At 70.7% G+C, this 24249-nt stretch carries 13 protein-coding genes and 1 tRNA gene; 9 read left to right on the forward strand and 5 right to left on the reverse strand.

Going from position 1 to position 24249, the window contains the following annotated elements:
• Nucleotides 1-51: 51 nt before the first annotated feature.
• Together AB0B76_RS49015 and AB0B76_RS49020 are read right to left on the reverse strand one after the other, a co-directional pair.
• Complete coding sequence (locus tag AB0B76_RS49015; RefSeq protein WP_360389993.1) at nucleotides 52-831, reverse strand: SHOCT domain-containing protein; 780 nt, start codon at nucleotides 829-831, stop codon at nucleotides 52-54.
• A gap of 41 nt (nucleotides 832-872) precedes the next feature.
• Nucleotides 873-1655, reverse strand: coding sequence for an SHOCT domain-containing protein (locus tag AB0B76_RS49020; RefSeq protein ID WP_360389995.1), 783 nt, complete (start codon nucleotides 1653-1655; stop codon nucleotides 873-875).
• Nucleotides 1656-2166: 511 nt separating this feature from the next.
• Between AB0B76_RS49020 and AB0B76_RS49025 the strand changes: the two genes are divergently transcribed.
• From AB0B76_RS49025 to AB0B76_RS49045, 5 genes are all read left to right on the forward strand, one after another.
• Nucleotides 2167-4896, forward strand: a complete 2730-nt coding sequence (locus AB0B76_RS49025) for an NACHT domain-containing protein (protein WP_360389997.1) — start codon at nucleotides 2167-2169, stop codon at nucleotides 4894-4896.
• 58 nt (nucleotides 4897-4954) lie between these two features.
• Nucleotides 4955-5055, forward strand: a tRNA-Phe gene (locus AB0B76_RS49030).
• A gap of 19 nt (nucleotides 5056-5074) precedes the next feature.
• On the forward strand, nucleotides 5075-5470 hold the full coding sequence (locus AB0B76_RS49035; RefSeq protein WP_360390000.1) for a hypothetical protein: 396 nt from the start codon (nucleotides 5075-5077) through the stop codon (nucleotides 5468-5470).
• A gap of 60 nt (nucleotides 5471-5530) precedes the next feature.
• Nucleotides 5531-7132 carry a cellulose binding domain-containing protein gene (locus AB0B76_RS49040; RefSeq protein WP_360390003.1) on the forward strand — a complete coding sequence of 534 codons (1602 nt, stop codon included), beginning with the start codon at nucleotides 5531-5533 and terminating at the stop codon, nucleotides 7130-7132.
• 478 nt (nucleotides 7133-7610) lie between these two features.
• A complete protein-coding gene (locus tag AB0B76_RS49045) occupies nucleotides 7611-8267 on the forward strand; it encodes a CBS domain-containing protein (RefSeq protein ID WP_360390006.1) in 657 nt (218 codons plus the stop codon).
• A 782-nt stretch (nucleotides 8268-9049) separates the two neighbouring features.
• Here the strand turns inward: AB0B76_RS49045 and AB0B76_RS49050 are convergent.
• The 3 genes from AB0B76_RS49050 to AB0B76_RS49060 form a co-directional block, all read right to left on the reverse strand.
• Nucleotides 9050-10147: a glycoside hydrolase family 99-like domain-containing protein gene (locus AB0B76_RS49050; RefSeq protein ID WP_360390009.1), complete on the reverse strand. Its 1098-nt coding sequence runs from the start codon at nucleotides 10145-10147 to the stop codon at nucleotides 9050-9052.
• A 94-nt stretch (nucleotides 10148-10241) separates the two neighbouring features.
• A complete protein-coding gene (locus AB0B76_RS49055; RefSeq protein ID WP_360390012.1) occupies nucleotides 10242-11654 on the reverse strand; it encodes a condensation domain-containing protein in 1413 nt (470 codons plus the stop codon).
• Nucleotides 11655-12095: 441 nt separating this feature from the next.
• Entirely contained in the window at nucleotides 12096-14540 is a 2445-nt protein-coding gene (locus AB0B76_RS49060; RefSeq protein ID WP_360390015.1) for a tetratricopeptide repeat protein, read from the reverse strand.
• Nucleotides 14541-14822: 282 nt separating this feature from the next.
• Between AB0B76_RS49060 and AB0B76_RS49065 the strand changes: the two genes are divergently transcribed.
• The 4 genes from AB0B76_RS49065 to AB0B76_RS49080 form a co-directional block, all read left to right on the forward strand.
• Nucleotides 14823-15842 (forward strand): methyltransferase, encoded by a 1020-nt coding sequence (locus AB0B76_RS49065; protein ID WP_360390018.1) that lies wholly within the window; start codon nucleotides 14823-14825, stop codon nucleotides 15840-15842.
• Nucleotides 15843-16325: 483 nt separating this feature from the next.
• Nucleotides 16326-21293 (forward strand): diguanylate cyclase, encoded by a 4968-nt coding sequence (locus AB0B76_RS49070; RefSeq protein ID WP_360390020.1) that lies wholly within the window; start codon nucleotides 16326-16328, stop codon nucleotides 21291-21293.
• Nucleotides 21294-21481: 188 nt separating this feature from the next.
• Entirely contained in the window at nucleotides 21482-23653 is a 2172-nt protein-coding gene (locus AB0B76_RS49075) for a cellulase family glycosylhydrolase (RefSeq protein ID WP_360390023.1), read from the forward strand.
• Between the two features lie 351 nt (nucleotides 23654-24004).
• A partial coding sequence (locus tag AB0B76_RS49080; RefSeq protein ID WP_360390025.1) for a sigma factor occupies nucleotides 24005-24249 on the forward strand: 245 nt, incomplete at its 3' end.

The following is a 24249-nucleotide window of genomic DNA, read 5'->3' on the forward strand; positions in this document are numbered from 1 at the left end:
CTGAACTTCGCCGGGTCGTAGCGGATTTCCTCGCCCCGGTGGGTGTGTCGGTCACCGCAGGAACTCCGCCTTGTGACGCTGGAACTCCGCCTCGCTCAGGGTGCCGGCGAGGCGCTGTTCGTTGAGCTCCGCGAGCCGGTCGAGCGGGTCCACCGGCGGCGCGGCGGCGGCACGGGCCTGCGCGTCCACCCGATCGCGGAGCCGGCCTACATCGTCGGGGACCTCTTCGCCGGCGACGACGAGGGTGAACCGGTCGGGCTCGGCCGGGTCGTAGTACGCCGCGAACCGGTGGCCGGGCACCGGCAGGCTCACCCGCGACACGGGGAAGGTCCGGGCCGTCTCGAAGGCCGGGCCGCCGTCGACCGGCTCCATCCGCACCCGGATCAGCGCCACCGGGTTGTCATTGACTGAGCCGCCGGTGTCGGTCAGCGACAGCAACGTCGCTACCGCCGGCCGTCCCGTCGCGTAGAGGGCGGCGCTGCCGTCGGTGGTGTCGAGGTTGCGGGTGAACCACCAGATCGTGACGCCGCCGGCGGCCAGGAGCAGGGAGCCGCCGCCGATGAAGTATCCGGCGGACGACGCGCCGGGGGAGCTTGCGGTACCGGCGACGAACCCGACGCCGACGGCGCACAGCAGCGTGAGGAAGACGATGTTGGCGGAGCCGACGACGCAGGCCAGCAACGCCACCGGGAGCCCTACGCCGAACAGCCACAGCTGCGGGGGGCAGCTGCTGGAGCAGGAGTCGATGGGGGCGAGGTAGAAGGAACCGATGCCTGTCAGGACCGAAGCGACGGCCCCGACGCCGGTGCCGATGGATCGAAGCCAGCGCACAACCGGCAGCGTATGCGCCGATGTCCAGCCCGGCCGCCGCGCTACAGGTCCAGCTTCGCCTTCTGCCGCTGGAACTCCTCCTCGGTCAGGGCGCCGGAGAGGCGCAGCGCGTTGAGCTTGCCGAGCCGCTCGACCGGATCCACCGTCGGCGTGGCGGCCGGTGCGGACTCGGCCCGCAGCCGCTCGAGTAGCCGGCGCGCCTCGTCCGGCGCCTCGCCGTCGGCTTCGGTGACCAGGACGAAGCGGTCGCGATCGGCTGGGTCGTAGTACACCGCGAGCCGCTGGCCCGGCCGCGGTACGGCCAGCCGGGAGACCACCAACGTCCGGGTGCTGTCGAACGCCGGGCTCCCGTCAGCAGGCTCGATCCGCACCCGCATGATCACCTCGGGGTTGTCGTTGACAGAGCCGCCGGCGTCGGTCAGCGACAGCAAGGTCGCGAGCCCGGGGCGGCCGGTCGCGAACAGCGCGGCGCGCCCGTCGGTGATGTCGACGTTGCGTACGGCGAACCACACCACGTTCCCGCCCAGCCCGATGAGCAGGCAGAGGCCACCGGGGAAGTACGACTGGACCGACTGGTGCCCGTTGCCGACGGCGGCGGCGAGGAGTCCGAACCCGACCGCGGCGAAGGCCGTGAACAGCATGATCGGGCTCGTCGCGACGATGCCGGCCACCACTGCCGTAGGCGCCCCGAGCCCGATCAGCCACCCGGGAGCGACGCAGACGGGCGAGCACGGGGTGCCGCCGGCGAGCGCGTAGGCGCCGGTGCCGGTGGCGGCCGCCCCCATGAGGCCGACCACGAACGCGATGATCCGGCCTGTCCGCATGGCGCCACCGTAGGCGTACTCCGCAACGCCCCGCGGCGGCCTGCGGTACGGATCGACTGGGATACCTCGACTTGAACGTCCTCGCCAGTCCAGGACCAACCAGGTTCGCGGGAGCCCAGCGACTCTGAAGGTCGTGGCGGTCACCACCAGCGCCGCGACGGGCGCGAACGGCCGACCGCATGCGCGCGCGGCCGGCCCTTCACGTCGTGCATCACAGGCGCCGGCGCCAGCCAGACAGACACGCGGCGACGGTGATGGTCCCCCCGAAGGCAGCGAAACCCGTCATGATGGAGTTCGCTATGTTTGCACCCCCGAGCCATGACAGGAGCCCGCCGCAGGCCCCGCACAGGGCCGCGACGCCGAGCACGATGGGGATCGTGATTCTGGACTGCATGCTGTTCCTCCGATCGGTTCCGGCTCACGAATCCGCCGGCCGTTTCGGAGTGAACGCGTCCATTCGTCCAGCCACGAGGGCGTTGGACGACGTTGGCCGCGATTGTGACGGCGACCGGTGATCGAGACGTGGGCCGACCTGGCCGCCAGCCTCGCCCGTCTCAAGGACAACTCGGGCTACTCGTACGCCGAAATTGCCCGGCTTTCCGGCCGCGTCATTTCGAAGAGCACCGCGGCGAACCTCGCGAAGGGCCTGACGCGCCCAGTCAGGGCGACGCTGGTGGGGTACCTGATCGGAACCAAGGTCCCTCCCGAGGAGCACGCGCCGTACCTGGAGGCGCTGGGACGGCTCAAGGCACCCCCCGTGCCGCCTCCGGGGCCGGAGCCCTCTCCCGCCGCCATGCTTGGGCCGTATCTCGAATATCTGCGGCAGCGATGGATGTACCTCGATCTGTCGATCCTGTCCGACGTGGCCGCGTCCGCCGATCAGCGCGGCACACGCCGGACCATGGCACACCAGTTCGTCGAGCCACATCTCGGGCCCCTCAGCTCACCCCAGGACCCGATCCCGGCGTCGGCCGCGTTCGCCAGCTCGCCGACCTTCGCGGTGGTGGGCGAGCCGGGCACCGGCAAGAGCACGCTGCTGCAGCATATGGCCTGGGCGACCGCTGAGGCGTGCGCCGCCGGCGATCGGCTACGGGTACCGTTCCTGATCCAGGTCGGCGACCTGGTGGGGTGGAATTGGGCTGAAGACCGCGACACTTTCCCGTTCGGCTACATCATGCAGGAGGCGAGCGCGACCGGAGTACCGGTTGCCGCCGATGAACTGCAGGAGCTCCTCAACACCGGCGCCTGCCTGTTCCTGTTCGATGGAATCGACGAGGCCGGCCCGTCCACGGCCGCCATGCTGCTGAAGCGGATCCGCGGCCTGGTGAGCGTGATCAACGCCCGCCACCCTGGTAACCAGGTCGTCGTGTCCACCCGGCCCACCTACCTCGACCTGCTGGCCGACCTGTTCGACATCTACTGGCTCGACGGCTTCAGTTGGCGCGAGGTGGAGCAGTTCGCGCGCCGTTGGGAGCAGCTCGCGCCGGGCGCGCCGACCCGGCGACGCACGCTGCTGGGCTCGGTCAGCGACCCACGGATCCGCCGGCTCATGACCCGCCCGCTGTATCTCACGATCGTCGCGCTGCTCCACGACGGCCGGCATGGCGTCGCCGTGGAGCAGCGCGACGACATCTTCCGCCTGCTGACCGACCACATGCTCAGGCGCGACCAGCACAAGGGAGCCCAGCACCTCGATATCGCCGCCGCGACCCGGACCCGCCGGCTCCGGCTGGAGGAGATGGCCTTGTGGATGCAGAACACCTCTGGCGCGGACGAGTTCACCCTCACCGCTCCCGACATGGAGGACCGGCTCGTCGAATACCTGGTAGTACACAATGAAATGGACGCGGACAAAGCAAACCGCGAGGCGGAGGCGTTCCTGCATTGGTGCGTGGATCGGTCCGGGTTCCTCACCCTCAACCGGCGGGGTTACCACTTCCAGCAACCCCTCGTCCAGCAGTACCTCGCCTCGTGTGCCCTCCTCCACGACCTCATGGACTCCGGCGCGCCGGCCGAGCGGCTGACGGAGATAGCCGTCGCGCGAGCCGACGATCCGCACTGGGCGGAGGTGATCCTGTTCCTGGCCAGCCAGTTGCCGAAGACACCGGCGACCCGTCTGGTGGCAGGCGTGGGATCGGCCCGAACCGGCTACGACGACCTCAGCCGTCGCGGCGTGCTGACCGCAGTGCGCATCATGGCTGAGTGTCTCGAGGTGGGAAGGGATGTCCGGCTGGCGACACTCGGCGCACTCTGGAACGAGCTGGATGTGGGGGCGGTACGCCAGTCGCGACAGCGCCTTTCCGGAAGCTGGCGGCGGGTATACCGCGAGGGCCTCGCTCTCCTGCCAACCCTGCGCGGAACCGAGTCCGAGGAGGACGCCGTGCTCTGGCTGGTGAGCCGCACGGCGCCGGAGCGTCCGCCGGTGGTTCGCGCCAGGGCTTTCGAGCTGCTCGGCGCGCTCGGCAGCGCACGCCAGGAGGCGCTCGAGGCGCTCCTGGAAGCACTGAGGGCTGGCGAGGACCCCACGGTGCAGGACAACGCGCGGCGAGCGCTGGCCGGCATCAGTCGCTCCCAGGAGCGGGCGCTCGCCGCGCTCGAGGCCCTCGCTGGCGACGAGGCGAGGGACCGGACGCGGCGGGAACACGCCGGCCGCGCGCTCATGCAGTTGCGCCGCCGCTTCGACGTGACCCTCCGGCTCGGCCTGACCGCCCGGTCTGCCTCGAAGGCGAAGCATTTCCTCAAGGACTGGCTGCGCGTGGCACGGGAGGGCGCGAACGATCCGTACTCGACCTGGCACGCCGAAGTGCCGACCGTCCTCGATGCGCTGCGGGAGGCGCGGCGCGATGGTTCTGAGACGGTGCGTGCGCTTGCGGGTCGCCTGCTGACCGCCGTCGGTGAGGACATGCACCTCTCGGAGACCCGACGCACTCCGAGCGGCCCGCTCCGGCCGGCGGAGACACCCGCTCCGGGCATTTACGCAGGGGAGATCCGGCACTACTGGCCCGGCGTGGCGGCCGCCGTCATCGCCGTCGCCCGGACCTTCGAGGTCGGCGCCGAGCTCAGGATCGTTTCCCCGGAGAGCCGCCAGAACAACGGTACGCCGACCGACTTCCGCCAGCGTCTGGCGTCGATCCAGGTCGAGCACGAAAGCGTGCAGCAAGCCTTTGCCGGAACGCACGCCGCGATCCGGGTCATGGAGAAGGTTCGCCCGGGCGACCGCGTCTACGTTGTCGAGTCTTGACCTGAGACCGAGTGTCGCCTTGACCAGCCACCCGAGCAATGGAAGCGTCGAAGGCTCGGGGAGAGTAGCTCAGAAACGCCTGCGGCCCGCGGTCGCCGGCGGGAACAGAGCGCGCTGCTGAAAACAGCGAGGTCGGTGGTTCGAGCCCATCCTCTCCCACACCGGTCGGCTATTGATCGTGTGCGCCTGGGCGGTCGGCGCCAACGCGTCGCCATCGCCCGGGCCCTCGCGCCGGGCCCGAACCATCGTCGCCGACGAACCGGTGTCCATGTTGGACGTGTCGGTCCGGCTGGGGATCCTCCGGCTCCTGGCGCGGTTGCAGCGGGAGGAGAACCTCGCCGTCCTCTACGACATCATCGTGCTCTACCGGGGACGGGTGGTCGAGCGCGGCCCCGCCGACGAGGTGATCCTCAATCCGCAGCACCCGTACACGCAGCTGCTGGCCGCAGCCTCCCCCGACCCGCGGCGTCCGCGACCACTACACGGGACGGTGGGAAGACCACGCGCCGTGAGCCCTCGTGCAGCTTTCATGGCGTCGGGCAGGCATCGGCGACGACCGAGCGCCGTTCATTGACTTGGCTAAATGAGAAAAGGAAGTCTGAGTGGAGAGCGCGACGCGTCGGAAGGGGAACACATGCGTAAGACACTGCGTCTGGTGCTGCCGCCGATACTGGTCGCCGCCGCGGTACCGCTGGCGTTCCTCGCCGGTGCGACCGTGCCGGCCCAGGCGCTCGAGAATGGCCTGGCCCGCACCCCGCAGATGGGCTGGAACGACTGGAACACGTTCGGCTGCAACGTCAGCGACGGCCTGATCCGCGAGACCGCCGACGCGATGGTGAGCAGCGGCATGGCGGCCGCCGGCTACCAGTACGTCAACATCGACGACTGCTGGTCCGAGCGCAGCCGAGACGCCGGCGGCAACCTGGTCGCCGATCGGGCCAAGTTTCCCAACGGCATGAAGGCGCTCGCCGACTACCTGCACGGCAAGGGCCTGAAGCTGGGCATCTACTCCTCGGCGGGGAGCACGACCTGCGCCGGGTTCCCGGCCAGCGCCGGCCACGAGACCCAGGACGCCAATCTCTGGGCGTCGTGGGGCATCGACTACCTCAAGTACGACAACTGCGGGGACAAGGGCGGCCGGAGCACCCGGGACCTCTATACGGCGATGCGCGACGCGTTGAAGGCGACCGGCCGGCCGATCCTGTTCAGCCTCTGCAGCTGGGGCCAGGACAGCGTGTGGACCTGGGGCGCGCCCGTCGGCAACTCGTGGCGTACCACAGGCGACATCCAGGCCAACTTCGGCTCGATCACGGGCATCCTCGACAGCCAGGTGGGCCTGGAGAACTACGCCGGCCCGGGCGGCTGGAACGATCCGGACATGCTGGAGGTCGGCAACACCGGCGGCGCCCTGTCCGACACCGAGGGCCGCGCCCACTTCAGCCTGTGGGCGCTGCTCAACGCGCCGCTGCTGGCCGGCAACGACCTGCGCACCATGTCGGCCGCGACCAAGGAGACGCTCACCAACACCGAGGTGATCGCGGTCGACCAGAACTGGGGCGGCAAGCAGGGGTACCGGCTGCGCGACGACGGCGACGCCGAGGTGTGGGTCAAGCCGATGGCGAACGGATCGAAGGCCGTGGTACTGCTCAACCGGGGCGGCGGCATGACCACGATCAGCGTGACCGCCGCGGCGCTCGGGCTCGGCGCCGGCTCGTCCTACTCGGTACGCGACCTGTGGGCACACACCACCGCGAGCAGCACGGGCACCGTCAGCGCCGCGGTGGGGTCACACGCCGCGGCGATGTACATCGTCTCCGGCGGTGCCCCGTCCGGGTCGAGCCCGCCCGTCTCGAGCCCGCCCGCCTCGAGCCCGCCCCCGTCGAGCCGGCCGCCGTCGAGCCCGCCGGTCTCCAGCCCGCCCTCGTCGAGCCCGCCGCCGGGCGGCGCGTGCACCGCCCAGTACCGCACGGTCAACTCCTGGTCCGGAGGGTTCCAGGGTGAGGTCACCATCACCGCCGGACGCTCGGCGATCAACGGCTGGACGGCGACCTGGACGCTCGCCACGGGCCAGACCATCAACCAGACCTGGAACGCGACACTCACCGTCAGCGGCGCAACGGCGACCGCGCGGAACATGTCCTACAACGCGGCGCTGAACGCCAACGCCTCGGCGCAGTTCGGCTTCCTCGGCACCGGCAGTCCCACCACGCCGGCGGTGGCCTGCAGCAGTCCCTGACCGGCGACACCGCGCGAGCCGGGACCAGGCCCCGGCTCGCGCGGTGTCGTCGGCTGCGTCATCCCGAGCCGCGGCGCCTCGCTGGCGACGTTCACGGTGCGCAGGCCGTGGACGGTGCCGAAAGTGCGCACGGCCGCCAAAGCGCTGGCGGTGGTACACAGTTCGGCGAGCCATTTGTTAGCCCACGTCCGTGCTAGCCACTCGTGCGCCACCACCCCGGGCAACTCGGACTCGTCCCGCCCAGCGCCGGCAACCCTCGTTCGTAATGACGCCGAACGACCTGTTGACGCCAGGGGCAAGGCCACCTACCCAGCTCAGTACCGATGGAATGACTGTTCAGGTGATTGGCTCGGCCCTCTCATCGGACCGCGGGCGGTGGTCATCGTATCGGCGCGTACGCCGCGCCGGCGGCGACGTAGCTTGGCAGGGTGAGTACCGCTGTGGCTCTTGCGCTGAAGTTTCGTCGGAGGGGAGGGTCATGATGGCCTTCGACAAGGTGAAGGAGTCCGCCAGGCGCGGCCTGGCGTCGGGTCGGGCGAGAATGGACCAGGCGCGAGCATTGCGGCAGCGCACCAGGCTGCTGCGAGAACTCGGCGAAGCCTGCTACGCCGAGCACGCCGGCCAAGCGACGCACGAGGCCGTGGTCGGCAAGCTGCGTGCTTTGGATCACTACGACGAGGCGCTGCGGGAAAGGCCGTCGGGTCGCCGGGAGTCGGAGCGGCAGGCGAGAGACATCATGCACCCGGGATGCGAGTGCGTCGGCGAGGACGAGAGTGTCGCGACCGCCGCGCGGAAGATGCGCGATCTCGGCGTCGGTTCGCTGCCGATCTGCGGTACGGACGATCGGCTGCACGGCATCATCACCGACCGCGACATCACGATTAACTGCATCGCCGAAGGGAAGGACCCCGGGCAGGTCCGGGTGCGTGACCTCGTCGCGGACACGGTGGTCTGGGTCGACGCCGCCGCCGACGTCGACGAGGTGCTCCGTCGGATGGAGGACAGTCAGGTCAAGCGGCTGCCGGTGATCGAGAACGACCGCCTGGTCGGGATCATCAGCGAGGCTGACCTGGCCCGCAACCTGGGCGAACACCAGCTCGCCGAGTTCGTCGAGAAGGTCTACGCGACGTCCTGACCCCAATGAACCCGCCCGCGGCGGCCGTGGATCAACCTGTCGGCCGTCGCGGCGCTGGAGTGGAGCAAGAACCGGCCCAGACCGGCCGCTGCCAGCGACGCTGAACCGACCGGCAGGCCGTCGAGGCTACCGCCGGCGGTCACATCGCTCGCGAAACTCGCCGGGGGTTAGCTCCGGCCGAGCGCCGCCGACGTCGTCGCACGCGCCCGGGTGTACGGCTCCCGCCAGCACTGAACCCAGATCGACCACAGCCGAGACACGGGGCTTGGCCGGGCCGCGAATGGGTAGTGTCCCACCAGCCACACGAGCAGGACAACGACCGCGGGAATGCGGTGACCGGGCCACCTGTGGGGAAGAGGGCGCCGGTCCTGTCTACGTGTACCACTGGCGCCGCATCCAGGCGGAGCTGCCGTCGCGGCAGACACCACCGGAAGGGCCGCAACCTCCGGCGTGAGCATCGCCGCCACAGGGGCAGCCGGCGGGAGGCGCGCAGTCGCGTCCGGCCGGTAGGTCGACGCGTTGCCCGGCGGGCTTCCAGGGCAACGCGTCTGCGTTCAGCACAACGCTTGCCACCGCTGGTCACCGGCCAGGTGAGCTCTTACGGGCTCATCCGCTCCAGAGGCTGCGCGCCCCCCGTGCGAGGCGCACGGAACCAAGCTGGCTGCTCGTGCGCCAGGCAGGGTGTGATGGTGGCTCCGGAGGGTGCGCGATGGCGAGACCCCTGATGCCCGTCCGGTCTCGGCCGTGGGCGTGCGCGCCGACCGCCAGCACCGGGCCGGGCCTCAGGACTCCGGTCGCAGGCCACGCTCGAGCGCGTTGAGGAAGGCCCGGCCGAAGAGCTGATCGGGCTCCATGATCGCTCCCTCCGCCCACTCGTTCCAGGACTTGATGAACATCATGCGCGGGCCGGGCATCGTCCGTTCGCGGCGTACCGCCTCCTCGACCGCGGTCTCGAAGACGCCGGGGTCGGGCTTGTGCAGCAGGATCCCGCGCTGGCCCGAGCGCGGCGTGTTGTCGAATCCCGGCGAGACGCACGGGTACTGGCGGATGTTCGCCTTACGCCCGGCCAGCAGCCAGTCGGCGTACGTCCCGTCGTACGGGAAGACTCGAGGGCTCTCGCGTAGCGGAACACCGGCGAACTCCGGCTCCAGCTCGTGTCCCCGAGGCGGCGGCGGAGGATTCCATACCGCGGCGTCCAGCGGTTGGTCCACGTCGTGCAGCCAGGTGCCGTCGGCGTCACCGATGAGGTACAGCCCCGGCAGACCTGCGTCCACCGCCATCTGCCGCCAGAGTTCCACGAGTTGGCGGAGATCGGGAATGTCGTTGGGGCGGAAGAAGTGGAACACCGGTTTACCGTCGACGGTCAGGTACCGCTCGTCGGTGAAATGGGGGAGCAGGTACTTGAAGTGTTCGGTGTTGTCGGCCTCGCCCAGGTAGCGCTGCTGCTGCAGCACCTCGTCGCCGCGACCGTGCCAGACCCCGGTCCAGGTCTGGTTCGCCCAGCCGAGGCAGTAGCGATGCGGCAGCTTCGGGTCGTCCAGCAGATCCATGGCCGGCCGCGTCAGCAGCTGCGCCCCGCCGCCGAACCAGTAGTGCCAGTAGCACAGGGCGGTCACCCCGTACTGCGTTGCGAGCTCCCACTGCGCGCGGCGGGTCTCCGGCACGCGCAGGTCGTAGAATCCGAGGTCGGCGGGCAGGCGAGGCTGGAGATGACCGTCGAAGAGCGGACGCGCGGCCGCGACGTGCGTCCATTCCGTGAAGCCGGGTCCCCACCAGCGGTCGTTCTCGGGAATCGGATGGAACTGCGGCAGAAAGAACGCCAATACCTCCAGCGGGGACGCGTCGCTGGACGAAGCGTTGTCCCGGTCATGGCTGTCCACTTCGCTAACCTCCAAGAGATGCTGCGGCCCGCCCAGGCCCGGCCGGCCCGCCCTCGGCTGCAGTGACGTACGGTGGCTGGGTAGCCCGGGCATGTCAGCCGAGGCGGGTGGGGGCCTGCGCGTCGAAGGCCGCCTCGACCACGACCGCTTCCATCTCCCGTGCGAGCGCTTCGATCTGGTCCAGCGCGAAGCGGTGCGTGTCCGTCCAGAGCTCCAGCCAGACCGCGGGCCGGTCGTCGACCAGCGCCAGCCGGTCGACGAGGGTCACGTCCGGGCGGGCATCGACCTGGATGAACAGGCTGCCGTTGAACGCGGGCTGCGCGCGGTCCCAGTACAGCTTGGTGCGTGGCAGCGCATCCCGCAGCGCGGCCTCGGCGTCCGGGCCGGTGGATGCCGCGCCGCCGTCCTGCTCCGCGAGCGGCGTGCGGCGGTCGTTGAAGTGCCAGGAGATGTCGAGCGGCCGGCTCGCCCGTGCCGCGATGTCGTCCAGCAGTTCGTCGTGTCGTACCGGGTCGTAGTACGCATGGAAGGACGCCGCCGTCACCGCGGTCGCGGCCCGGGCCACGACCTCGTCGAACGTGGCCGCCGCGGCGTCGACGACGCAGACTCCCGATTGGGACAGCTGCAGGACCGCGTCCGCGAAACCAGGGCGGAAACGGTTGCCGACGACGATCTGGGCGACACTGGGATTGCGGCCCATGACCCGCGCCACGGCCAGCGCGTAGGCGGCGAGCAGGGCGTGGGTGTTGTGGGCCTTGGTGCGCGCCGCGATGGCCCGCAGGCCGATCTCCATCGCGGGGGAGTACAGCACGAGCTCCCGGAAGCGCGGCTCGCTCGGGTCGGCGGGCTTGTCGTTGTGCCAGGAGGTAAGTTTCCCGAGCTGGGCCTCCCAGTACCGCATGCACCTGTCGGTCTGCCGGCGCCCCGCCGGGCCGCGCTGCACCCGGGCCAGTTCCAGCAGGTCCAGCCCGGGGAACGGTGGCGCGCCCGTGCCGGTGGCCCGGTCCAGAAGCTCCGTGTCGCGGGTCAGGACGGCGAGCGCGGCGCCGTCGACCATGACGTGGCTGAACCCGAGGGTGATGGCGCGGAGGGCGTCGGACTGCCGCACGATGCCCATCCGTACCGGAAACTCGTTTTCGTGGTCGAACCAGGTGAGTTCGTATCGTTCGCGCAGCGCCTCCCCGGTCGCCGCCGGGTCTTCGTCGTCGATGTCGGCGATCTGCAGCGGCACCGTACCGGACTCGGCGATGACCTGGCACGGATGCCGGGACCCCGACGGCCCGTCGGTGAAGCGCAGCTTGCTGCGCAACACGGGATGGCGGCTGACCATGAACCGCAGGAACGCCACCATCTCCGCGAGCGACGTGCCCTCGGGAAGGGGCCCCGTCATGACGAGGTTCATCGTGAGCCCGGCCTGGCGGGATGTCCGCCAGACCCGCATCTGCCCCCACGTCAGCTCGGCGGTGCCGGCGCCCTCACCACGGAAATCGACGGAAATCTCGCTCATCGTAACTGCCATGACCGTGCTCCTGTCAGGCTGCGATCCTGGCAGGCCAGGCGCATCTCGTTGAACCGGTGCATGGCCTGCTGCCCGCCGGCCTCGCCCCCCCCGGACGAGCCGGGCGATGACCGCCACGAGGCGGCCACCATTCGAGGCCGGGACGGCCATGACTGTCCGGGGACCGCACCTGCGTTGACGATCCGCAGTCCGGTCCGGACTGTGGCGTTGCCTGCCGATCACACGGGGTGCGACGATCCGCAGTCCGGTCCGGACTGTGGCGTTGCCTGCCGATCACACGGGGTGCGACGATCCGCAGTTCGCATCGGTTGCCGTCGTTGCGGCTAGGAATGTAGCCGCCGGCGCGGAGTGGCGGTGGCATTTTCCGGATGTCGGCGAAAATCGGCGATCAACGCCGAACACGACGACCCGGATCGGCCGGCGAGTGCGTCAGCGCGAGCGGCGAGGCGATCCGGCCATCGGGGCGCCGAGCTTGGCCCGGACCTCGGCGGCGTCCGGATGAGCGAGCTCGGTCAGGACGTCGACGGCCTGCTGCCAGGACCCTCGTGCGGCGGCGAGGTCACCGGCGGCGTGCTGGGTGTCGCCGAGATGGTCGAGCGCCTCCGCCTCGCTGTGCCGGTCGCCGAGGTCGCGGTGCAGCTCGAGCGCCCGCCCGAAGCAGTCGGCGGCCTGGACGTGATTGCCCAGGTGGAGGTGGGCGTGGCCGAGGCTGTCCCAGGTGTAGGACTGACCGGCCCGATCGCCGAGCTGCCGCAACAGCGTGAGGGCCTGCTCGCAGTAGTCCAACGCCTGCTCGTGATCGCCGAGCTGGGTGAGGTGCCATCCGACCGCGTTGTGGGCCTTGGCCTGTCCGTGCCGGTCGCCGGCGGCGCGGTAGCGGGCGAGCGCCTCCCGGGAGTGGCGCAGGGCCTCGCTGAGCTCGCCCCGCCGCTCGCACAGGATGGCGAGCATGTAGTGCGTGTGGGCCTGCTCCAGGCGGTCGCCGGCCTGCGTGGCCAGCTGGAGGGCGCGGCCGAGGGAGACCCAGGCGTCGTCGAACCGGGACAACCGGGTGTACGCCCGAGCGAGCTCCCGGTAGCCACGGGCCTGCGCGGCGTGGTCACTGAGCCGGTCCGCCGCCGCGATTGCCGCCTGCCAGATCACGATCCCGTCGTGCCAGTGCCCCTGCCGGTCGAGAAAGACGGCCATGGCCCGGGCGAGCTGCCCGACGCCGGTGTGCCGGCCCGCGGCGGCGGTGTGGCCCATGACGCCGAGCAGGACGGCGTGTTCGGCCGTGAACCAATCGAGCGCCTGCCGGTAACCGCTGAACCGCTCCGCGGTGACCCCGGCCGCGAGCGGATCGGGGACGGCCTGCTCCGTCGCCGGGTCCAGCAGCCGGTTGGCGGCGCCGGCCGTGTGCAGATAGTGGTCGACCACCCGGTCGGTCGCGGCGCGGCGGTCCTGCTCGGACTCGGTCGAAAGCGCCAGGTGGGCGGCGTACGCGCGGAGCAGGTCGTGGCACGCGTACCGGCCGCGCTGCCCGACGGCCAGGCCCGCCCCGGTCAGCTCGTTCAGCAGCCGCCGCGCCTCGGGCCGCGCGACGGCGGCGAGGCTGGCCGCGGCGGGAGCGGTCACGTCCGGGCCCGGGTGCAGGCTCAGCAGCCGGAACAGCCGGGCCGCCGGCGGGGACACGGCCCGGTAGGACCAGGAGAACGCCGCCAGGACGTCGGTGTGCGGGTCGCCGTCGGACAGGACGTCCCACCGTTCGTCGACGTCGGCCAGCTCGCGGGCCACGGCACCCAGCGGCAGGCGGGGGTGGGCGGCGGCGCGGGCGGCAACCACGGCCAGCGCCAGCGGCAGCCGGGCGCACCGCTCGATGATCTCGCCGACCACCGCCGGCTCGGCGGCGACCCGGTCGGCCCCGAGCCGGCGGGCCAGCAGGTCCCAGGCCTCTTCGGTGGTCAGCAGGTCGAGCGCGACCGGGTACGCGCCCTCGACCGCGACCAGGCTCGACAGCCGGTTGCGGCTGGTGATCACCACCAGGCAGCCGGGTGCGGCCGGCAGCAGCGGGCGCACCTGGGCGGCGTCGCGCGCGTTGTCCAGCACGATCAGCATCCGCTGGTCCGCGAGCACGGTGCGGTACAACGCCACCTGCGCCTCGGGATCGGCCGGGATGCGGGCCGCCGGAACCTCCAGGGCGCTGAGGAAGCGGCGGATCGCCTCGGCCGGATCGATCGGCGCGCCACAGGGGTCGAAGCCGCGCAGGTTCACGTACAACTGCCCGTCGACGAACCGGCCGGCCACCTGGTGCGCCCAGTGCACCGCCAGGGCGGTCTTGCCGATCCCGGCCGTACCCGCAATCGCGGTGATCAGGGCCGTGCCGGCCGTCGGCGCTCCGTCGGCCAGCCCGTCCAGCGCGGCGAGTTCCCGCCGCCGGCTGCCGAAGTGCCGGGCCGCGGGCGGCAACTGACGCGGCGGCACACCGCCGCTCCTGGACTTCGCGTCCCCGCGGTATCCGTCCGGCTCGGCCGGCGGCGCCGGTGCGGCCGACGGTGCGGATGCCGGCCGCCGGTCGTTGCGGCGGTGCTCATCGATCCGGTCCCGCGCCGTGGCCAGCGCCCGCTGTTCGGCCGGATCGGCGCCGAGCAGGACCAGCAACTCGTCGAGCCGGTCGGTGGGGGCGAGCGTCTTGGCGGTGAAGTACTCCGCGATCGAGGTCTGTGACCAGCCGGTGCGGACCGCCAGGTCCCGGTAGGTCAGCTCGCCGTCCTGGCGGCTGCGGGCGTACCGACGACGCAAGCCGCGCAACAGTGTGGCCAGTTGCTGCAGCGTCTGTACTTGGGTTGCTTCCCGCTCCAGCGACTCGGCGGGGCTGTCTTCGGCGCGGTCGACCATCCCGGCCTCTGGTGAGGGCAATCATCCGACAGCGAAGCGTACCGAGATTCCGATGCCATTCAAAGCGATCGCCGTGGATTGCCGGCACCCGGTTGAAGCGCCGCTGCCGCCCACCGCAGGCCGAGAGCGTGGTGGCGGTGCAGATCCGATCATCGCCGGTCCCGGCGGTGCCCGCCGGACTACCGGGTGGTAGGGGAGCGGCCCGGCCGGTATGCTGCGGGCGCACAATATCGATTGCTAGCGATCTGCGGGGGTCTCGTGGCAGACGAGTCGGCACAGCGCATGTTCGCACCACCGGTGCAACCTGCCGGGGAAAAGACTGTCGATGCCGGGCCGCCGACACCCGTCCGGATCATCGAGTTATTCGCAGGTTTCATGGTGTCGAAGACGTTGTTCGCGGCGATCGAGTTCGGCTTCTTCGCCGCTGTCGGGCCGGCCGGAGCGACCCCAGCGGAGATCGGGGAACGCTGCTCCATCCCGGAGCGCAGCGCCCGAGCGATCGCCGACCTGATGGTCGACGCCGGGCTGCTGGTGCGAGACGGCGAGCGATTGCGCAACGCGCCCGACGCCGAGGCGTTCCTCGCCGGCCGCGGACCCTTCGACCTGCGGCCCCTGGCACGATACTGGGACACGGTGAGCTATCCGACGTGGGTCAACGCCGCGACGGCCTTCCGCACCCGGCGGGGCGTGCGCGGCGACCTCGATGAGGAGCAGGCCGAGGCGTACGAGTCCGCCGTCGCGCTGGTGACCGCGGAGACCGCCGCCGACCTCGCCCGGGAGTACGACTTCGGCCCGCACCGCCGGGTCCTCGACGTGGGCGGCGGGCTGGCCACCTTCCTCAAGCCGATCCTGGAGCGCTACGCCCACCTGACCGCGACGCTTGTGGAGTTGCCCGACGTCGCGGGCGTCGTCGCGCAGCAGACCGCGGCCGGTCCGCTCGCCGCGCGCCTGGAGGCTGTCGGCGCCGACTTCTTCGCCGACTCACTGCCCACCGGCCACGACGCCATTCTTGTTGCGAACGTGGTGCACCTGTTCGACCCGGAGCACATCGTCCAGCTGCTGCGCCGGCTGCGGGACGTGGTGACCCCGGACGGGCGCCTGTTGCTCGTGGACTGGTGGCGCACGGACGCGGCTCCGCACCCGTCGGCCCGGTTCGGCGCCGGCGAATTCCTCATGATCAGCGGCGGCGACCTCTACCAGGTGGACGATGTCGCCCAGTGGCTCGGCGAAGCCGGCTGGCGGTTCGTGGGCCTCCAGCCGCTCCCGCCGCCCTCCGGCGTCATCGTCGCCGAGCCGGCCTAGACGGGTTGCGGGCCGCCGAGGGTCAGCTCGATGCCGCCGACTCGAAGTGCTCGTGTAGCTTGTCCGCGGTTCCGTCACAGCCGTGGTATGCCGGATGGCGATCGCCTGCTGACCCGGCGGTCACTGGTTGGCGACCCACTCGCGAACGGCGAACGCGAACGAGCTGAGCCGAGATAACGTCCGCGCATCGAATGTCGGCCGGTTCCGATCGAGCCGGAGGAGCCGCACCGAATGGTCGAGGAAACCAACGGCGCCCGGCGGCCGGGGGCGCGCATGATCTTGGGGCATGTTGGTAGCCTTCAATCAAGCAGGTGCCCTTCATGACGGGTCGGCAGGATCTTCGGCAAGCCTGTGCCCTGATCGGACGGCGTTTCTGCGTTCCCGGCGCAGGCCATGGACAGCCCCGCAACGAGCCGAGGCTCAGCATCACCGCCGACCCGCCGATCAGTGCGTAGAGAACTGCTTGATGGAGGCGGCAGCCAGTTGGGCGAAGGACTGCTGTATCAAAGCGCGCGCACGCGGGTACTTCGGATTTCCGCGGGCGCCGCCGGCGCGACCGCCATCCGTAAGGAGTATCGCGGGCCGGGCGCGGCCGAGCGGCGCCGGCACGAGCTGACCATCGTACGCCGGCTGGCCGGCGTGTCGGGCGTACCGCAGCTGCTTCCCGAGCCCGACGGCCGGGAGGCGACCCTGCTGGCCGACAGCGGCGGCACGTCGCTTGTCGCGAGCCTCGCCGAGGCGCCCATGGACGTGCCCGAGCTCCTCGACTTCACCATCGAGCTCATCAGCGTGGTGGCCGGCGTGCACCGGCGCGGCGTCGTGCACAAGGACATCAACCCCGCCAACATCATCGTGGTCCGGTCGGGCAGCGGGCAGCGCCGCCACCCCGTCCTCGTCGACTTCGACCTGGCCAGCACGTCCGCCGAGGAGCGGCCGGGTTTCTCGCACCTCCGCGACGTCATGGGCACGCTGGCATACATCGCACCCGAACAGACCGGGCGCACCGGGTGGCCCGTCGACCAGCGGGCGGACCTGTACGCCCTGGGCTCGACCCTCTACGAGCTGGCCACCGGATCGCCGCCGTTCGGCCACAACGACGATCCGCTGGAGCTCACGCATGATCAGCTGACCCGTGTCCCGGTGCCGCCCTCACAGATCAACCCGAAGGTGCCCGCCGCGTTCTCCGCAATCGTCGGGCACCTGCTCGAGAAGGAGCCCGACCGCCGTTACCAGAGCGCCGAGGGAGTCCTGCACGACCTCCGCCGGCTCCGGGACGCCTACCCGGCCGCGGCGGACGGGACCTTCACACCGGGGCGTCGAGACTTCCCGTTGCGGCTGCCGCCACCCACGCGGCTTGTCGGGCGTACACCGGAAATCGAGCTGCTGCGGCAGTGCTTCCGCGAGTCGGTGGCGGGCCGTTGCCCCGGGGCGCTTGTCTGTGGGCAACCGGGTGTCGGCAAGACGAGCCTCGTTGATCAGCTGCGCCCGATGGTGACCGCCGCCGGCGGCTGGTTCGTCAGCGGCAAGTTCGACCAGTTCCGGCAGGGTGGGACGGCCGACGCGGTCCGGCAAGCGATGCGGGCTCTGGCCCGCATGCTGCTCGCCGAGCCGGAGGACCGGCTCGCCGTGATCCGGGAGCGGTTGCGCGAGGCGCTCGGCGCCGACATCGGGCTTGTGACGACCGATCCGGAGTTCGAGGCTCTGCTGGGCCGGCCCCCGGAGGTCGCGGTCGCGGATCCGCGAACCGCTCAGGCCCGGCTCAATCAGGCCTGTCTCGCGGCGCTCAAGGCTCTGGCCAGCACGGCACGGCCCATCGTCGTGGTCATCGACGATCTGCAGTGGGCCGGCCCCGCCTCAGTCGGTTTCGTCGACGCGGTCCTGAGCTCGGGTGGCCTGCCCGGCGTGCTGTTGGTGTGCGCGTATCGGGAAGCCGAGGTGAACGACGCGCACCCGCTGTCCGCGGCCCTGCCCCGGTGGCGCGACCAGGGCCGTCCGCCGGTGGCCGTCCGGCTCGCGAACCTCGGCTCGGCCGACGTCTGCGAACTGCTCGGCGAGCTGTTGCGGCTGCCGGCGCGCGACGCGGACGCGGGCTCGCTCGCCGAGGTGGTCCGGGAACGCACCGACGGCAACCCGTTCGACACGGTGGAGCTGGTGAACGCCCTGCGCCGGGAAGGCACGCTGATCCCCGGCGAGGACGGCTGGACCTGGGATCCGGCGGCGCTGCGCAGGCACGTGGGGCGCAGCGACGTGCTCGAGCTCATTGGCGCCCGCATAGCCGCGCTGCCCGGGCGCACCCGCGAGCTGATGTCGGCGATGGCCTGCCTCGGCGATGAGGTGGAGTTCGACGTGCTGCGCGCCGCCGCGAGTGACACGGCGGACGCGGAGCTCGACGACCTGCGCGGGGTGGCCGGCCCGCTGGCTCCGGCGCTGGAGGGCGGGCTCCTGGTCGCCGAGCACGGCGCGGCCACGTCGGTGCGGTTCCGGCACGACCGGGTCCGGCAGGCGGCGTACGCGGGAATGACGCCGGCGGGCCGCCGGGCCCGCCACCTCGCGCTTGCCCGCAACCTGGTCCGACATCCGGAGTATGCGGCGGTGGCCGCCGAGCAGTACCTGCCCGCGGCCGGCGAGGTGACCGACGAGCACGAACGGCGGCTCGTGGTCGAACTCCTCACGGTCACCGCCGGGCGGGCGCGGCTGCTGGCCAACTTCGACCTGACGGAACGGTATCTGAGCGCGGCGGACAGCCTCCTGGCCGCCGATCCGGCGGCGGACGACGACCTGCGCCAGCGGCTGGAGATTGAGCGGCACACCGCCCTGTTCGGTCTCGGCCGGCTCGAGGAGGCGGACGAGTTGTACGCCCGTGTCGCGCCCACCGTCGATCCCGTCCAGCGCTCCCAGCTCACCGTGATCCAGATCAGCAGCCTCGCCCACCGGGCCCGCGCGCAGGAGGCGGTGGACCTCGGCGTGGGCCTGCTGGCGGACCTCGGGCATCCGCCGCCGGCGCCGCACGACCTGCCGGCCGAGATCGATCGCGGGATCGAGGAACTGCGGGTCTGGGCCGAGACCGGCAGTGCGGATGACGACCTGCGGCGGCCGGACAACGAGGACCCGCGAGTGGCCGCCGTCGCCGGCGTCATCTACCGCCTCATCCCGCCGTCGTTCTTCTGCGCGTCGCCGCTGATGCCGTGGTTCGTGACCGAGGCTCGCCGGTTGTGGGCCGAAGGCGGCCCGTGCGCCGACCTCGTCGGTGCGCTGGCGCACGCGGCGTACGTGAGCATCGGGCTGCGCGACGACTACCCGACGGCGTACGCCGCCGTGCGCCGGGTGCTGAAGGTCAGTCAGGCGCGCGGGTACGATCCGGCGTCGGGTCAGGCCGAGTTCCTCTTTTCGATCAGCACCGCGCCGTGGTTCGAGACTCTCGAGGAAGGGATACGGCACGCCCTGCACGCCCGGGAGGCCCTGCTGCGCGGCGGCGACCTCTACCATGCGTGCTTCACCTACTACGCCTCGATTCCCCAGATGCTGGACTGCGGCCCGCGGCTGGAGGACGTCGTCGCCGAGGCGGAGACCGGGCTGGCGTTCGCGGCGCGGATCGGCAACCATTGGGGCGCCACCACCATGATCGGCTGGGCGCAGGCCGCCCGCGCGCTGCGCGGCGCGACGGCCGCCTGGGGCAGCCTCGACGACGCCGGCTTCGACACCGAGGAACGGTATGCCGCGTTCGCCGGCAACCCGATCGCCGCCGTCAACCTGTGCGCCGCGCACGCCATGGTCGCGGCCGTCTTCGGCGACCAGGACACCCTGTTCGAGCGGTCCGCGGTCGCGATCCCGCTGCTCCCGTTCGTCACCACCACCCAGACAACCACCCTCGTGTTCCTGACCCGGGGGCTGGCTCTGGCCGGGCGGATCCGCTCGGCGGAGGCGTCACAGCGGCCGGCGCTGCTGGCCGAGTTCGACGACTGCCGCGCTTGGCTGGCCGCGCGGGCGGCGGACTGCCCGCCGACATTCCTGCACCTCCGTCACCTGCTGGAAGCGGAACGGGCCTGGGCGCTGGGCGAAACCGTGAACGCGCTACGGGCGTTCGACGCCGCCCGGCACGAGGTCTCCGCGTTGCAGCGGCCGTGGCACCGCGCCTACATCGCCGAGCGGCTGGCGATGTTCCAGTTCGCCGAGGACATGGAGCACGCGGGCCGGGCGACGCTGCGGGAAGCACTGCACCACTACGGCGAGTGGGGGGCGGCGGGAAAGACGGCTCAGCTCGAACGCGACTACCCGTTCCTGCTGGAAAGACAGGAGATACCTGCCGCGACCGTACCGGTGAGCCTGGACAGCAGCCACTTGTCGGCCGACGCCATCGACATGCTCGCAGTGGTACGCGCCTCGCAGGCGCTCAGCTCCGAGACCACGCTGGCCGGCCTGCAGAGTCAGGTCAGTGAGATCCTCGCCGCCTTGACGGGCGCCACCGGTGTGCGGATGGTGTTCCGCGACGTCGACGTCGGCCGATGGGTGATACCCGGACCCGCCGGCGACGACATGCTGGCCGCCGAGGAGGCGGCCGAAGCGGGCCTGTTGCCGATGTCCGCGCTGCACTACGCGGAGCGCACCCGCGAGGCGCTCCTCGTCGAGGATGCGACAAGGGACGACCGGTTCAGCCGGGATCCGTACCTGCGCGACCTGCCGGCCTGTTCGCTGCTGGTCGTGCCCATCGTCAGCCGCGGGGAGCTCCGCGCCATGCTGCTGCTGGAGAGCCGGAGCATCCGGGGCGCGTTCGGCTCGAGCCGGCTGGACGCCGTCGAGCTGATCGCCGGGCAACTGTCCGTGTCGCTGGACAACGCCATGCTCTATGCGGCGCTGGAGCGCAAAGTCGCCGAGCGCACGGTGGCGCTGCAGGCCGCCAACGACGAGCTCAAGACGCTCGCGGTCACCGATCCGCTGACCGGGCTGGCCAACCGCCGCCGGTTGAACGAGACGCTGGACGCCGAGTGGCGCGGCAGCCGCCGCCTGGGGGTTCCGATCTCTGTCGTCCTGCTCGACATCGACCATTTCAAGAAGTACAACGACCACTACGGCCACCTGCACGGCGACGAATGCCTGCGGCGGGTTGCCGACGCGATCAGCCGGTCGGTGCGGGGCACCGACATCGTCGCGCGGTTCGGCGGGGAGGAATTCGCGGTGGTGCTGCCGCGCACCGATTCGGCGACCGCGGCCGGGGTCGCCGAGCGAATCCGGACCACGGTGCTGGCGCTCGCCGAGGCTCATTGCCAGACCGATCTCGGGATCGTGTCCGTCAGCGTGGGCCACGCCACCGCCCTGCCGAACCGGATGGACAGCCACGAACATTTGATCAAACTGGCGGACGCGGCGCTGTACGAGGCGAAACGGGCGGGCCGCAATCGCGTGGTCGGGGCCGATCAGTTCGCCGCGGACGCCGGCTCCTCCGGCGTCGCGTAGCGCACTGGTCACCGAACTGCATACCCGAAGTCAAATCTTCGAATCTTCGCGGCGGCGGGCAACCTTTCCGGCCCCCCGGACCACTCAATGGCGTCCGGTCAGGCGCAAATGTCACGAGGAGACGAAAAGTGATGCTCCGCGGCCGTCGGCTGCTCTCGCGTCGGGGTGCTTGGGCGGTTGCCGTCGTCATGGCTGTCATCGCCGGCTCCGTTGTCGTGCTCGGCACGATGCGGGCGTCGGCGGGAACCCTGGATCTGAATGCGTGGTACGTGCTCGTCAACCGCAACAGCGGCAAGGTGCTGGACGACCGCAGCTTCGCCACGGACGACGGCGCGGCGGTGGTGCAGTGGGCGCGGCACGGCGGGGACAACCAGCAGTGGCGGTTCATCGACGCGGGTGGCGGGTACTACCGGTTGCAGAACCGGCACTCCGGCAAGATCCTGGACGACTACAACTGGTCGAAGACCGCCAGCACCGACCTCGTGCAGTGGAGCGATCTGAACGGCGCCAACCAGCAGTTCCAGATGGCGGAGTCGTCGGACGGCTACGTACGTTTGATCAATCGCTTCAGCGGCATGGCCGTCGAGGTCCAGGACGTCTCCAAGGCCGACGGCGGCAAGGTCGTGCAGTACCCGGACTGGGGCGGCGCCAACCAGCAATGGCAACTCGTCCCCGTCGGACGCGCCAGCGTGACGGCCACCGCGGGCGCCGACGGTACCACGCAGGCTACGAGCGGCACGCGCCCGTCGCCGGCGTCGTCTCCTGCGGCCGATGACGCAATGGCGGCGGTCGCCGCGATGCAGCCCGGCTGGAACCTGGGCAACGCTCTGGACGCCGTCGGCCCGGACGAGACCGCGTGGGGCAACCCGCGAATCACGAAGACGTTGCTGGACAACGTACGAGCTCAGGGATTCAACAGTATCCGGATCCCGGTCACGTGGAGCGCGCACCAGTCGGCAGCGTCGCCCTACACCGTCGACGCCGCTTACCTGGCCCGGGTCAAGGAGGTGGTCGACTGGGCGCTCGCCGACGGCTTCTACGTGATGATCAACGTTCACCATGACTCCTGGCAGTGGATCGAGAAGATGTCCAGCGATCACACGAATGTGCTCAACCGCTACAACGCGCTGTGGACGCAGATCGCCGCCACACTGCGGACCGAGTCGCCGAAGCTCACCTTCGAAAGCGTCAACGAGCCACGGTTCGCCGGCGCCTCCGACGCCCAGAGCGCGCAACTGCTCAACGAGGTCAACACCTCGTTCCACCGGATCGTGCGCCAATCCGGTGGCAACAACGCGACCCGGCTGCTGGTACTGCCGACGCTGAACACGTCGGCCGACCAGGGTCCGGTCAATGACCTGGCCAGCACATTCAAGCAGTTGAACGACCGCAACCTCATCGCGACGGTGCACTTCTACGGCTACTGGCCGTTCAGCGTGAACATCGGCGGGTTTACCCGGTTCGACACCCAAGCCGAGAAGAACATCCAAGACGCGTTCGACCATGTTTACGACGCGTTCGTAGCCAACGGCATACCGGTGATCACCGGCGAGTACGGCCTGCTCGGCATGGACTCCAACATGTACGCCAACGAGCAGGGCGAGACCTGGAAGTACCTCGAGTACCTGGGCTACTACGCACGCACGAAGAAGATCACCACCATGCTGTGGGACAACGGCCAGCACTATGACCGGAAGACGTTCCAGTGGCACGATCCGCAGCTGATCGCCCTCGTCAAGTCCGGCTGCTCGACCCGCTCCGGGACAGCCTCCTCGGACCTGCTCTTCGTCGCGCGGTCCGCCGCGATTACCAGCAGGACGCTTACCCTGAATTTGAACGGCACGACCTTCCAGGGGCTGCGCCTGGGCGACAGCGACCTGGCGAGCGGGGCCGACTACACCGTCTCCGGCAACCAGCTGACCCTGACGGCTTCGGCGCTCACCCGGCTGCTCGGCTCCCGGGGGTACGGCGTCAATGCAACCCTCCAGGTTCGCTTCTCCGAGGGCACCCCGTGGCGAATCAGCGTGATCACCTACGACACGCCGATCCTGTCGAACGCCACCGGAGCGACCGGCTCCTTCGCCATTCCCACACAGTTCCGCGGTGACCAACTCGCCACGATGGAGGCCAAGTACGCCGACGGCAGCAACGCCGGCCCGGACAACTGGACTCCGTACAAAATGTTCGATTCGTCGTTCGTGCCCAACTACGCCGGCAATGCGATCACACTGAAGCCGGCCTTGTTCGGGGAGGTCAAGGATGGGGCGCGGGTGACGCTCACCTTCCACTTCTGGAGCGGCGCGACCGTGACGTACATCGTCACGAAGTCCGGGGACCGGGTGACCGGTACACCATCCTGAGCAGCCAGAGCGGATGCGCGTGAGCAACGCCGCCCTCCGGCTACCCAGCGTGGTCGGCCCGGGCAGGGGCGCCGCCGGTACCGTACGGCGTCCCTGCCCAGCCTTGCGGCGGTTGCCGCGCGGCCTGTCGGGGCCGACGACGGTTCAGCTCGGGACCGCGGTGACGGCCACGCGACGCCTTGACGCCCACAGCACACGCTGTAATGTTCCGGCGTCGGGGTGGCCCGACACCACCGTTCAAGCCATGATGCCCGGCGATCTGGCCATCAGGGTGAGGATGCGCGGCGAGGACTGGACGAGGGCCTTGCAGACAGGTGGTGCCGCAGCCGGTTCGCACATGGAGGCCAACGGATGACGGAGGCGGCCGCGGACGCCGGGCGCGAGCACGCCTTCCACTCGTTCTTCGAGGCGCATCACGCGGAGCTGGCGCGCCTGGCATACCTGGTGACGGGCGAGGCGGAGGCGGCCGACGACTTGGCCGCGGATGCGCTGCTGGAGGTATGGCGGTACTGGGACCGGGTGGTCGCGGCGGACAACCCGGTCGGGTACGCGCGTGGGGTACTCGTCAACCTGGCCCGCAACCGGATCCGCCGGCT

The sequence above is a fragment of the Dactylosporangium sp. NPDC049140 genome (genome assembly GCF_040648435.1).